This window comes from Paenibacillus sp. J14, from assembly GCF_000518465.1.
Classification (GTDB): Bacteria; Bacillota; Bacilli; order Paenibacillales; family Paenibacillaceae; genus Fontibacillus; species Fontibacillus barengoltzii.
This window is the reverse complement of the sequence record NZ_JADQ01000030.1, coordinates 24,475-37,410: the sequence shown is the minus strand read 5'-3', so window position 1 is coordinate 37,410 and position 12,936 is coordinate 24,475. Positions and strand designations below refer to the sequence as shown.

The 12,936-nt window shown below is 50.1% G+C and carries 12 protein-coding genes; all 12 read left to right on the top strand.

The window, feature by feature from the left end; translation table 11 throughout:
* Positions 1-57: 57 nt before the first annotated feature.
* Complete coding sequence (gene sleB / locus M891_RS0112885; RefSeq protein WP_028539130.1) at positions 58-894, top strand: spore cortex-lytic enzyme; 837 nt, start codon at positions 58-60, stop codon at positions 892-894.
* A gap of 100 nt (positions 895-994) precedes the next feature.
* Positions 995-2,275, top strand: coding sequence for an EF-P 5-aminopentanol modification-associated protein YfmF (gene yfmF, locus M891_RS0112880; protein WP_028539129.1), 1,281 nt, complete (start codon positions 995-997; stop codon positions 2,273-2,275).
* 4 nt (positions 2,276-2,279) lie between these two features.
* Positions 2,280-3,560 (top strand): EF-P 5-aminopentanol modification-associated protein YfmH, encoded by a 1,281-nt coding sequence (gene yfmH, locus M891_RS0112875; RefSeq protein ID WP_028539128.1) that lies wholly within the window; start codon positions 2,280-2,282, stop codon positions 3,558-3,560.
* Complete coding sequence (gene ymfI, locus M891_RS0112870) at positions 3,561-4,328, top strand: elongation factor P 5-aminopentanone reductase (RefSeq protein ID WP_028539127.1); 768 nt, start codon at positions 3,561-3,563, stop codon at positions 4,326-4,328. It begins immediately after the preceding gene.
* A gap of 119 nt (positions 4,329-4,447) precedes the next feature.
* Positions 4,448-4,702 carry a DUF3243 domain-containing protein gene (locus tag M891_RS0112865; RefSeq protein ID WP_016312383.1) on the top strand — a complete coding sequence of 85 codons (255 nt, stop codon included), beginning with the start codon at positions 4,448-4,450 and terminating at the stop codon, positions 4,700-4,702.
* 214 nt (positions 4,703-4,916) lie between these two features.
* Entirely contained in the window at positions 4,917-5,684 is a 768-nt protein-coding gene (locus tag M891_RS0112860) for a DUF3388 domain-containing protein (protein WP_016312382.1), read from the top strand.
* Between the two features lie 43 nt (positions 5,685-5,727).
* A complete protein-coding gene (locus M891_RS0112855) occupies positions 5,728-6,747 on the top strand; it encodes a helix-turn-helix domain-containing protein (RefSeq protein ID WP_028539126.1) in 1,020 nt (339 codons plus the stop codon).
* 191 nt (positions 6,748-6,938) lie between these two features.
* Positions 6,939-7,430, top strand: coding sequence for a YajQ family cyclic di-GMP-binding protein (locus tag M891_RS0112850; protein WP_009223078.1), 492 nt, complete (start codon positions 6,939-6,941; stop codon positions 7,428-7,430).
* A gap of 151 nt (positions 7,431-7,581) precedes the next feature.
* Complete coding sequence (gene rimO / locus M891_RS0112845) at positions 7,582-8,910, top strand: 30S ribosomal protein S12 methylthiotransferase RimO (protein WP_016312380.1); 1,329 nt, start codon at positions 7,582-7,584, stop codon at positions 8,908-8,910.
* Positions 8,907-9,494, top strand: coding sequence for a CDP-diacylglycerol--glycerol-3-phosphate 3-phosphatidyltransferase (gene pgsA, locus M891_RS0112840; protein ID WP_028539125.1), 588 nt, complete (start codon positions 8,907-8,909; stop codon positions 9,492-9,494). The genes rimO and pgsA overlap by 4 nt, the downstream gene beginning before the upstream one ends.
* 46 nt (positions 9,495-9,540) lie before the next feature.
* Positions 9,541-10,794, top strand: a complete 1,254-nt coding sequence (locus tag M891_RS0112835) for a competence/damage-inducible protein A (RefSeq protein WP_028539124.1) — start codon at positions 9,541-9,543, stop codon at positions 10,792-10,794.
* Between the two features lie 969 nt (positions 10,795-11,763).
* On the top strand, positions 11,764-12,825 hold the full coding sequence (gene recA / locus M891_RS0112830) for a recombinase RecA (protein ID WP_016312377.1): 1,062 nt from the start codon (positions 11,764-11,766) through the stop codon (positions 12,823-12,825).
* Positions 12,826-12,936 lie beyond the last annotated feature (111 nt).

Below are 12,936 nucleotides of genomic sequence, written 5' to 3'. Positions count from 1 at the left end.
ACTAAAGTTACCCATCCTTGTAGAACAACTTCTAAGAAGAGAGGTAGAGCTAAACGTATGAAGAAAGCAAAGATCTGGTTTGCCTCCGGTTTAGTGCTGCTCTTGTTCGGAATCGGATACGGGGCCGACGTGCTCCGGCATACGCTTACCGAGGGCAAAGTCAATACTTATAAAGCGCAGCCCGCGTTCAGTGAACAGGTTATCGATTATGGAGCTTTCGGGAAGGACGTGTATGAGCTGCAAGGACGGCTCGCTTATCTCGGTTTTTATCATGGGAAGCTGGACAGTTATTTTGGACCCAAAACCCTCGAGGCGCTTAAATGGTTTCAGTCGGAATTTGGCATGAAGGTTGACGGACTCGCAGGTCCCAAAACGAAACTGAAGCTGTACAATGCCACAAAAAACTGGAAGCCAGGCATGGAGTACGCGAATACCGGCGGAAGCAAGAAGTCCCAAGACGGTGCGGCCAATAAGTCCAGTGGCGGCGGCAGCGTCAAAGCCGAATCCGAAGATCTATCCGCCTCTAACACTATGGGGCTGTCGGAGAACGATTTAAAAATTATGGCGAATGCGGTATACGGAGAGGCACGGGGGGAACCCTTCGAAGGGCAGGTTGCCGTAGCTGCGGTTATTTTGAACCGGGTGAAGTCGCCGAGCTTCCCTAACACCGTATCCGGCGTGATATTTCAGCCAGGCGCATTTACAGCCGTTGCCGACGGTCAAATCTGGCTGGAGCCAAACGAACAGGCACGTAAAGCTGTGCAGCAAGCGCTAAACGGCTGGGATCCAACCGGCGGTTGCTTGTATTACTTTAACCCAAAAACGGCGACATCGAAATGGATCTGGTCGCGTCCGCAGGTGAAGACGATCGGAGAGCATATTTTCTGCATGTAAATAGCTAAGTTTCGAAGGAGCAGCCGCTTGTCGTCAGGTTGCTTCTTTCCTTTGAATTGGTATAGAATGGAACTGACTTTCTTGTAAAGGAGTTTTGGCTTTGAACAAAACGCGATTTGAGCGCGGCACCGTAGGCCATATTCGTCTGCATGTCCTGCCGACCAACCGATTCAAAACTTTTGCCATTTCTCTATATGCGGGACTGCCGTTGCAAGAGCAAACGGTTACCGCAACGGCCCTTACTCCGTTCGTACTGCGCCGGGGTACGGAATCATATCCGGAAACGACGCAGTTCCGCGAGCAGCTGGAGCATATGTACGGAGCGGGCTTCGGCTTTGATGTATATAAACGCGGCAATTACCAAATGGTCCAGTTCCGTATGGACACGATTAATGATTCTTTTGTCAAAAGCAACGATTCCCTCTTGGGACAAAGCTTTGCTTTTCTAGGGGAAGTCGTAACCAAGCCGGCGAAGGAGAACGGGGTGTTCCGCACCGCCTATGTGAACTCCGAACGGGAGTCCGTTCGTAAGAAGCTGGAAGGGATCATTAACGATAAAATTCGCTATGCGGCTGAACGCTGTACAGAAGAGATGTTTAAGGACGATCCGTACCGCCTCCATCCATTGGGTGAACGGAGCGAACTGGACGGCATAACGCCCGAATCCTTATACGCCTCCTACCAAAGCTGGCTGCAGCAAGCGCACCTGGATTTATATGTGGTGGGCGACACGACGCTGGCCGAGGTGGAGGAGCTGGTTGCCAAGCATTTTAGCTTGAATCGTTCAACCACTCCAGCATATAAGCCGGAGCAGGTGGATCTTCGAGGGAAGGAAGTTCGGACCGTAAAAGAAGTGCTCGACGTCAATCAGGGCAAATTGAATTTAGGTCTTCGTACACCGATCACTTATGGAGACGATCGCTATGCTTCCTTGCTGCTCTATAACGGCATTCTGGGCAGCTATCCACACTCTAAGCTGTTCCTCAATGTACGGGAAAAAGAAAGCTTGGCATACTATGCCGCCTCTCGTTACGACGGGCATAAAGGCATCGTCAGCATTCAATCCGGCATTGAAATTGCCAATTATGAGAAAGCCCTTCGCATTATCGAAGCGCAGCTGGACAGCATGCGTGCTGGAGAAATCAGCGAGCTGGAGATGAGTCAGACGAAGGCGATGATCCGCAACAGCTTGCTGGAGATGCAGGATTCCGCTTTTGATATGATCGCCTATGACTTCAACCGCGTTCTGTCTGGTAAAGACCGGTCGGCGGAGGAACTGCTTCATCAAGTCGAGCAGGTTCAACCTAAAGATGTTGTAGCGGCCGCGGAAACCGTCCAGCTTGATACGATATACTTTTTGACAGGCCAGAAGGAGGGGTAGGCGGATGGAAACGATACGTTATGACGCTTTGCAGGAAACGCTGTATCGCGAAACGATGGACAACGGTTTGCAGGTGTATGTACTCCCAAAACCGGGCTTCCAGAAAACGTACGCCACGTTCGCGACCAAATACGGCTCAATCGATAACCATTTCCGGGTAGAAGGGCAAGACGACATTTCGGTTCCAGATGGTATTGCCCATTTTCTGGAGCATAAAATGTTTGAGGAGCCTGAAGGCGATATTTTTGCCACCTTTGCTTCCCAAGGCGCTTCCGCGAATGCGTTTACCAGCTTCGACCAGACGGTCTACCTGTTCTCGGCAACGGAGAAGATTGCGGCCAACTTGGAGACGCTGATTAATTTCGTACAGCATCCTTACTTTACCGACCAGAACGTCGAGAAGGAAAAAGGCATTATCGGCCAAGAGATCGGCATGTATCGGGATAACCCGGATTGGCGGGTCTATTTTGGCCTGATCGAAGCGATGTATAAGGTGCATCCGGTTCACATCGACATCGCCGGCACCGTAGAATCGATTGGCACCATTACCAAGGAAACGTTGTATACGTGCTACAATGCGTTTTACCATCCGAGCAACATGCTGTTGTTCGTCGTTGGCGGGGTAGATCCGGAGGAAGTCTTCAAGCTGGTCCGGGATAATCAAGCGAAAAAGGAATACAAACCGCAAGGATCCATCGAGCGGTTGTTTGATCCGGAGCCGCGTGGAGTGTCGGAGAAACGGCGGGAATCCCGCCTGCCGGTGTCGCAGCCAAAATGCTTATTCGGCTTTAAAGAGACGCGCCTCGGCTTTACCGGCGAGGAATTGCTGCGCCGAGATCTGGCTACGAAGCTGGCACTGGATCTGCTGTTTGGGGCCAGCACGAAGCTGTACCAAAAGCTGTATGATCTCGACCTGATCTCTGACAGCTTTGGACATGAATACAACAGCAACCCGAATTACGCGTTTTCGGCGATCGGCGGGGATACGAAGGATCCAGACCGGATGCTGGCTGTAATTAAGGAGGAAACTGAGGCGGTGCTCGCTTCCGGATTCCGTCAGGAAGATTTTGAACGGGCGCGCAAGAAGAAGATCGGCGGATACTTGCGCATGTTGAACTCGCCGGAGAACATCGCTCACGAATTCACCCGTTACAAATTCCGCGGCGGCGATCTGTTTACGGTCCTTCCGATTTATGAATCGCTGACCTTGGAAGAGATTAACGCGCGGCTGCGCGAGCATATCGATTGGGAGCAGCTTGCCGTCTCGATTGTGGTGAGCCCGTAAATGCAGACCAATCATGGGATAGGAAAAAATATCGCGGACATGACCGTCCTCATCACTGGAGCAAGCCGGGGGATCGGCGCCGAGGTGGCGCTGCGGTTCGCTTCGGTGGGCATGAACGTGGTCATTCATTATATGAAATCTCACGAAGCGGCCAATGAGGTCGCCCGCAAATGCTTGGAGCTCGGAGCCAAGGCGTACACGGTCGCGGCAGACCTGCGCAGCAAGGAGCAGATCCTGCGGATGAAGGAACGGCTCGAAAATTACGGGTTGTATCCCGACATATTGGTCAACAACGCGGGCATCTCGCATTATGCACTCTTGTCCGATGTGACCGAAGACGAATGGGACGACATTATGAACGTCAATTTGAAAAGTGTGTTTCTCTGCAGCCAGCTGTTTATGCCGCATATGATCAGCCAACGCTTCGGGCGTATTATCAACGTTTCTTCCGTTTGGGGAATCACGGGTGGCTCTTGTGAGGTTGCCTATTCGGCAGCCAAAGGCGGAGTTAATGCATTTACCAAAGCGCTGGCCAAGGAACTGGCCCCCTCCGGTGTTACGGTGAATGCCGTCGCTCCAGGAGCGGTGAAGACCGAGATGATGGAGCGGTTTGATGCGGAGGAGTTGCGGCAGTTGGAGGAGGATATTCCTATAGGACGGCTGGGTTCACCGCAGGAGATCTCCTCATTAGTTTATTTTTTGGCGCTGCCGGAATCCGGTTATATCACCGGGCAAATCATCAGCCCCAACGGCGGCTGGATTACCTGAGTCCGATGTTTTCACAGGTTTTGGATTAAGTGTTGGAGCTCGGCGCGCGCATAAATTCCCCGGGATTTTCGCATATTACGACTGTTGATTTTAAATCGCCAAGCGAAGGAGGATTTATCATGTCAACAGTACTCAAAAATTTTGATACATGGAAGAAATTCCTGGGTGATCGCGTCAAGCATGCGGAAAATGCCGGCTTCAGCGAAGAGGAAATCACCAACCTCGCATACGAAATCGGCGGTTTTCTGGACGACAAAGTGGATCCGCAAAACGAATCCAACCGCGCGCTCAAAGAAATTTGGGATGTGGGTACGGAAGAAGAGCGGAAGACCATCGCTCGTCTGATGGTGAAGTTGGCCAAGAAAAACGCATAGTTCGATCTTTGGAAAAGCTCCCGCTTCGGGAGCTTTTCCCCCATTTTCTCCGCCCGCTTGCCTTTCAATTTTATTTTATATATCATAAAACACATATGAACATCTGTTATCAGGAATGGGAAGATTTGTTCTTTATAAATTGTTTTCTGCGAATTAGCAGGAATTAAGAACTATTTTGTCGAAAGAGCAAGAGGATATGGAGAAGGTGTCTGGGATGGATGAGAAGCAATGGTACTTAGAATATAAAATACATAAAAATCGCCCAGGACTTTTGGGGGATATCGCCTCCATGTTAGGGATGTTGGAGATCAACATCTTAACGATTAACGGCGTGGAAGGCAAGACGCGCGGGCTGCTGCTCGAGACCAATGATGACGGAAAAATCGAACAAGTCAGTCAGTTATTGAACAAGGTGGACAGTATTACGGTCACCGCTTTGCGGAATCCGCGTCTAGTCGATTTGCTCGCCGTCCGTCATGGACGCTATATCGATCGGGATTCCGATGATCGCAAGACGTTCCGATTTACGCGGGATGAGCTGGGGATCTTGGTTGATTTTCTAGGCGAAATCATGAAACGGGATGGCCATCAGGTGATCGGACTACGAGGGATGCCTCGTGTGGGGAAGACGGAATCGATTATCGCCGGAAGCGTCTGCGCGATGAAACGATGGACGTTTGTATCTTCAACGCTCTTGCGGCAAACGGTACGCAGCCAATTGTCAGAGAATGAAATGGACCCTAGGAATGTATTTATTATTGACGGTATCATAAGTACTCTTCGTTCCAATGAAAAGCATCATCAGCTCTTGCAAGAGTTGATGTCCATGCCTTCCACGAAAGTTATCGAACACCCGGATGTGTTCGTGAAAGAGTCTGAATATAGTTATGACAATTTTGACATAATTATTGAATTGCGTAACAATCCTGATGAGCAAATCGTTTACGATACGTTCACGACAATTTATACGGACGATCTCTAAACGATGAGCCGCATAAAGAAATCATAAGCAGGAGGTGATGGTCGTGTCGGATTTGGGCCAGCAGTTAAGAGAAGCCCGCCTTGCCAGAGGTTTGTCGCTGGATGACGTACAGGAAATGACGAAGATTCGCAAACGATATTTGGAAGCCATCGAAATGGGGGATTATAAGGTTCTGCCTGGTAGCTTCTATGTTCGGGCTTTTATTAAAACGTATGCGGAGACCGTCGGCTTGGACGCGGACGAACTGCTTGCCGAACATCGGCAAAACGTGCCTTCTACAGCTCCGGAACCTACGATGGAACCGGTGATTCAAAAGCGCCGCAGCCGGCAGCACAACGAGCGCAACTCGAAATGGCTGTCCACGACGCTGATGTGGTCGTTTACTGTGCTGATTTTGATTGTTATCTATCTGTATTTCACAGTATGGGGAAATAATAACGATCAAGCGGATAACAATAAGGAGCCGGATCCTACGCCGGTCACTCAGGGGACCAACCAAAATGGCAACAAAACCGGTAATACAGCCAGTGGCGATGCCGTAGGCGGGAACAATGGCGCCCAGAATGGGACAAACAATAGTGCGGAATCGGGATCAAATCAGGGTACCGATACGAATACCGGGAACGCGGGAGACGAATCCCCGACGAATGATACCGATAATCAGGCGGTGACGATCGTACCGGACGGAACGGAAGGTAGCACTACGAAGTTCAAGATTCAAAACCCTGGGACGGGGCCTGTGCAAGTCGTGATTACAGCTAGCGGAAAAAGTTGGGTTGAAGTACGCAAAGGCAACTCTAAGGGTGAGAAGTTGTTTTATGACAACACTAAAGAAGGCGACGTATTAACCTATGATATCGGACCGGAAGGGTTATTCGTCAAATCGGGTAATTCCTCTCAAACCGTGATCACGGTCGCCGGACAAACAATTGAGGATGGAAAGACGACGTCCAAGTTCCTATTGAACCTTGATGACGGAACAGGCGGCGGTACCACAGGGGATACCGGAACGGAAGACGCCGGTATGGGTAGAGACAATTCAACCACAGAAGGCAACGAATAAGCGAGGCTGGCCACAAGCTGATCGCTTATTCGCTTAATCAAAAGCGCGGTGAGGACCATCAGGTCAAGCAGCGCTTTTTTGGCTTTATTCGGCAGTATGGTAATGGCGGCGACGAATGGCTCGACTTTGCGATTTTTTTTACATATAATTTAATTATGTAAAGATTGGAAACCGAGAAAGGAATGTGACTTATGGCTTCGGAAAATTCTTTCGACATCGTTTCAAAAATGGACATGCAGGAATTGACCAACGCAATCGACCAAACGGAACGGGAAATTGCAAACCGCTTCGATTTCAAAGGTAGCAAGAGCGAGCTGAAGCTGGAGAAAGACGAACTGGTTATCGTTTCTGACGATGAATACAAGCTGGGAGCGGTCATCGACATCCTGCAATCGAAAATGATTAAGCGCGGGTTGCCGATCAAGAACTTGGATTACGGCAAAGTGGAACCGGCTTCCATGGGCACCGTGCGTCAGCGAATTAAATTGAAGCAAGGGATCGACCAGGAAAATGCCAAGAAAATTAATGTGCTGATTCGCGATTCCAAGTTGAAGGTCAAAAGCCAAATTCAAGGTGATCAAATTCGCGTAACAGGCAAGAGCCGTGACGATTTACAAGAGATTATTCAGATGCTGCGTAAAGCCGACTTGTCGGTGGATTTGCAGTTCACCAATTTTAAATAGTGCACAAGGGTCTCCTGCAGGGAATATCTAGCTGCGGCAGGCCCTTTTCATATTTTTGACAGCATTGGTCCCGGAATATTATACTTGTAGAGGTTGTTTAATCCTTAAGTTTGACGGGAATTTTGGCTTTCAACGATGGGGGAAATGGTTCATGACAGAAAAGGTAAAAATCGTGACATTGGGCTGCGAGAAAAATTTGGTGGACTCGGAAATCATGTCGGGTCTAATTGAGCAGCGCGGCTATTCCTTGGTGGATAATCGCGAGGATGCAACCGTCATTATCGTCAACACCTGCGGATTTATCGATGCGGCGAAGGAAGAATCGGTAAATACGATTCTTGAGCTGGCCGATTTGAAGGAAAGCGGAAGATTGAAAGCACTGATCGTTTCCGGGTGTTTGACGCAGCGATATAAGCAGGCTTTAATGGAGGAAATGCCGGAGATCGACGGTATTGTGGGGACGGGAGATTTTCACCAAATCAATCGGATCGTTGACGAAGCGCTGAAAGGCAAGAAGCCGGCGCTGGTCGGCAACCCTGTCTTTAATTATGAACAAGCGTTGCCGCGCAAGCTGTCTACAGCCCGCTACACGACCTACGTGAAGATCGCTGAGGGCTGCGATAACAACTGTACGTTCTGCAGCATTCCGATCATGCGCGGGAAGTTCCGCAGCCGTTCCATGGAATCGATTTTGGAGGAAGTCCGCAGCATGGCGGCCCAGGGCGTTAAGGAAATCAGCCTGATTGCGCAGGATTCTACCAATTACGGTACCGACTTGTATGGCGAGTTTAAGTTGGCAGAGCTGATGGATCGCGTCACTCAGGTGGAAGGCGTGGAGTGGGTGCGGTTGCATTATGCTTATCCCGGCTTCTTTACGGACGAGCTGATTGAGATGATGGCGACCAATCCGAAAATCTGCAAATACGTGGATATGCCGCTACAACACAGCGAAGACTCCATCTTGAAACGGATGCGTCGGCCTGGCCGGAATCGCGACATCCGCGAGCTGGTTGCAAAGATTCGTGCGCGGATACCGAACGTTTCTTTACGTACGTCTTTGATCGTTGGGTTTCCAGGGGAAACGGATGAAGATTTTGAGCGGTTATGTGAGTTTGTGCGCGAGATCAAGTTCGACCGCCTTGGTGTATTTACCTATTCCAAGGAAGAGGATACGCCGGCATCACGTTTGCCGGATCAAGTGGATGAAGAGGTCAAAGAATGGCGGGCGAATACGCTGATGGAGATTCAGCGGGAGGTTGCAAACGCCAACAGCAGTAAGTACATCGGTCAGGTTCTGGACGTGCTGATCGAACGTTATGACGGGCGTAGCGACGTTTACGTCGGCCGCTCGCAATATGACGCTCCGGAAATCGATGGCGAAGTTTACGTCACGAATTGCCCGGTCGGGCTAGGAGAACTGACCAAAGTGCGAATTACGCATGCTTTTGATTATGATTTGTCCGGGGAGGCTGTCCTGTGAATTTGCCCAACCGTATCACATTAGCTCGTATTTTCATGATTCCGGTGATGCTGGTCTTCTTGCTGTTGGATGCCGGATGGCTCGCCTATGAGCTGACGCTTGGCGAGTACTCGTTGCCGGTAAACCAACTGATAGCGGCAGTGCTGTTTATTATCGCTGCCAGCACGGACGGAATTGATGGTTACATCGCTCGTAAATATAATCTGGTCACCAATTTAGGTAAACTGCTTGATCCGCTTGCAGATAAGCTGTTGGTAGGAACGGTGCTGATTGGTCTTGTGGCCTTGGGCAAATGCGATGCCTGGATTGCAGTTATCATTATCGCCCGTGAGTTTGCGGTGACCGGCTTGCGCGAAGTTGCGCTTCTGGAAGGCTCCGTCATTGCGGCCAGCAAGTGGGGCAAGGCGAAGACCATCACGCAGATCATCGCGATTTCGGCGTTGCTATTGAACAATTTTCCGTTTGAATGGTTATCGATCCCGTTTGATGATATCGCGATTTGGCTGGCGGCAATCATCACGTTGTATTCAGGGATTGATTATTTCGTGAAGAATAAGAGCGTGCTTTCTTTTTCCAAAGTATAAATGGATTTTGGGAGTTAAGGCAGAACACTGAAGGAGGCATGCGAAAATGAAAGCGGAAATTATTGCGGTAGGGACGGAGCTGCTGCTTGGTCAAATCGTCAATACAAATGCACAGTACTTGTCTCAGGAGTTAGCCGCGCTTGGGCTCGATGTTTATTTCCAAACGGTGGTTGGCGATAATATGAATCGACTGGCCGAGGCGGTAAAGACGGCATCGGGGCGGGCGGATGTGCTGATCCTAACCGGCGGGCTGGGTCCAACCCAGGACGATCTTACGAAGGAGGCGCTGGCTGAGGTACTCGGTCGGACGCTATACATCGACCCGGAAGCGATGGCGAATATCGAGCGATTCTTCCAAGACCGCGGTGTCCCAATGACGGAGAACAATCGCCGTCAGGCGCTCGCCATTGAAGGGGGCACGCCGCTTCCGAATGAAACTGGTCTGGCGGTGGGCAATGCGATTGCGTTGAACGGCAAGTTCTATATCGTATTGCCTGGTCCGCCAAAGGAAATGAAGCCGATGTTCGAGCATCAGGCGAAGCCTTGGATTTTGAAGCATGTGCTGACCAGCGAGATGCCGATTTTTTCGCGAATGCTGAAGTTTGCGGGGGTTGGCGAGTCTGCCTTGGAGACCAAACTGCTCGACCTGATTCAGGCGCAAAGTGATCCTACGGTGGCGCCCTATGCGAAGGAAGGCGAAGTTACGATTCGCATCTCCACTAAAGCGGCAAACGAGCAGGAAGCGGCGGTGAAGCTGGATGCCATGGAGCGTGAGATTGCCTCGCGGCTGCCGGAGCATTTGTACGCGAACGTGGATGAGCCTATCGAGAAGACGATCCTCGATTTAATGGCTTCGCGCGGTCTTACGTTGAGCGCAGCCGAAAGCTGCACCGGCGGCCTACTCATGGAGATGTTCACCGCATTGCCCGGCAGTTCAGCCGTGTTTACGGGCGGGATCGTATGCTACTCCAATGCGATGAAGGAGAAGTTGCTCAACGTGCCGCATGACCTGCTTGAAGGTGAAAATGCGCCAGGCGCAGTCAGCTCGGAAACGGCCAAGTTCCTGGCGGAGCAGGTGCGCCTGACTGTAGGCACCGACATTGGGCTGTCGATCACCGGCGTGGCAGGGCCTGCTCATTCTGAGCGCAAGCCTGTGGGGCTCGTGTATGTTGCGATTGCGCGCGAGGGTGCGGATACTGCCGTCTTCGAACTGAACCTCAAGGGCAACCGTGAGATCATTCGACTGCGCGCTGTGAAGTCGCTGTTCTACCAATTGTGGCGGGTCTTGCAGGGAAGATAAGGTGGGCTTTTCACTGTACAGCAGCTTAGTGTATAGTGGCTTATTTTTACGCATTATCCCGATCAATCAGGGGAAGGGCAGGAGTGCTTTGCAATACGAGCGGGCTCAATGTTCCAATGTTCGTTCGTTGCTTTGCAACTCTTGTGTTTTGGAAGAATATGACATATAATCAAGATACGGAAGAACCGTAGCAAACGGATTGAGTTGTGCTGCGGTTCTTTTTTTGTTGGGAGAGTAACGTTGGAAGGGGGCATTGGAAATAGGGGAGTATGAACCGGTTGAGTTGATTGTCGCTTTGCTAGTTTAGTTATGGTGCGTCGGATTGGTGGGAACAGGGAATCTATTCGAAAATTTTATATAATTGTGCTTCATGAGGCCAAATCTACATGATCTGTATGAAAAATCGATTATAATCCGGTACGATGGAGTTGAAATGAGCAAATATAGATGAAAAATCGAGCATAATACGCGATTTCAGCCGATTTCAACGAAATTATATATGAAATTTCATTGAGATGGGCGCACCAAATATTACTATACAAACCAACTCAATATGTACTGTGTCACCACACCACCCAGAGCACAAATCCATAGTTACCCGCAGCAAGCAAGTAGTGCAAGCTAACCGTACTCAAGGTCATATGATAAATCACCGCACAATAGAGTATAGAGCACGTCTAAAGATTACCTCAGTTACAGCGTACCTGTCCTGTCCGGTTTACGGATTCTTACGTATTGGACCCTATTCATGCCTTCCTTTACGGCAAACGGGAGACAGGGAGGGGAGAAATCCTCAGTTTGTGAGGCGGAGAAATTTTGCGAATGTATGTTCGAAAAAACGCTTGGCAAACATTCCAAAACAAGGTACAATGATATACGAAAGCAGTTACGACAGAGCCGAAGTATACTGAATTCAGTAATTTTAAGAAGTAATTAATGATTTATATAACATTTAAGGATGTGAGCTGATTGTCAGATCGTAAAGCAGCGCTGGAGATGGCGCTTCGCCAAATAGAAAAGCAATTCGGTAAAGGTTCGATTATGAAGCTTGGAGAATCGACGCACATGCAGGTTGAGATCGTTCCAAGCGGATCGATTGCTCTGGATATTGCCCTTGGTACAGGTGGACTTCCACGCGGACGGATTATTGAAGTATACGGGCCGGAGTCTTCTGGTAAAACGACGGTAGCGCTGCACGCGATCGCTGAAGTTCAGAAGATCGGTGGACAAGCTGCCTTCATCGACGCAGAGCATGCGCTGGATCCTTCCTATGCCAGCAAGCTGGGTGTCAACATTGATGAACTCCTGCTGTCCCAGCCGGATACAGGGGAACAAGCCTTGGAGATCGCTGAAGCGCTCGTGCGAAGCGGTGCAGTGGACATTATCGTTATCGACTCCGTTGCGGCATTGGTGCCTAAAGCGGAAATCGAAGGCGAAATGGGGGACTCGCACGTTGGCTTGCAAGCTCGCCTGATGTCTCAAGCACTGCGGAAGCTGTCGGGGGCCATCAGCAAGTCGAAGACGATTGCGATCTTCATCAACCAGCTGCGTGAGAAAGTTGGCGTCATGTTCGGGAACCCGGAGACAACGCCAGGGGGTCGTGCGCTGAAATTCTATTCAACGATTCGTTTGGATGTACGCCGCGTTGAGACGATCAAGATGGGTAACGATATGGTCGGTAACCGGACACGGATTAAGGTTGTAAAGAACAAGGTTGCGCCTCCTTTTAAACAGGCTGAAATCGACATTATGTACGGAGAAGGTATTTCTAAGGAAGGCAGCATTCTCGATATCGGAACGGAACTGGATATCGTGGATAAGAGCGGTGCTTGGTATTCGTATGCCGGCGAACGTCTAGGACAAGGCCGTGAGAACGCGAAGCAATTCTTGAAGGAGCATCCGGAGATTGCGAATGCAATTGAGCAGAAGATCCGCGAATCCAGCAATCTGACAACGTCAGTAGCTCCGGCTTCCGCCAGCGATCTGGAAGCGGAGTTTGCGGAAGAGCAAGCGTTGTTTGCAGAAGAATAAGCTTGTTAAGCTGTAACATCAAGCGCTCTGATCGCGGCAATATGCCGGGTCAGGGCGCTTTTGCAGTAGTTAAGGAAGTTAAAGATTCGCCTAAGGTGCAGACTGGAGGGA

What these genes read in the sequence shown, in the direction of transcription:
- sleB (WP_028539130.1), top strand. Translation starts at nt 58, where the DNA reads ATGAAGAAAGCAAAGATCTGGTTTGCCTCCGGTTTAGTGCTGCTCTTG.
- yfmH (WP_028539128.1), top strand. Translation starts at nt 2,280, where the DNA reads ATGGAAACGATACGTTATGACGCTTTGCAGGAAACGCTGTATCGCGAA.
- ymfI (WP_028539127.1), top strand. Translation starts at nt 3,561, where the DNA reads ATGCAGACCAATCATGGGATAGGAAAAAATATCGCGGACATGACCGTC.
- M891_RS0112865 (WP_016312383.1), top strand. Translation starts at nt 4,448, where the DNA reads ATGTCAACAGTACTCAAAAATTTTGATACATGGAAGAAATTCCTGGGT.
- M891_RS0112860 (WP_016312382.1), top strand. Translation starts at nt 4,917, where the DNA reads ATGGATGAGAAGCAATGGTACTTAGAATATAAAATACATAAAAATCGC.
- M891_RS0112850 (WP_009223078.1), top strand. Translation starts at nt 6,939, where the DNA reads ATGGCTTCGGAAAATTCTTTCGACATCGTTTCAAAAATGGACATGCAG.
- rimO (WP_016312380.1), top strand. Translation starts at nt 7,582, where the DNA reads ATGACAGAAAAGGTAAAAATCGTGACATTGGGCTGCGAGAAAAATTTG.
- M891_RS0112835 (WP_028539124.1), top strand. Translation starts at nt 9,541, where the DNA reads ATGAAAGCGGAAATTATTGCGGTAGGGACGGAGCTGCTGCTTGGTCAA.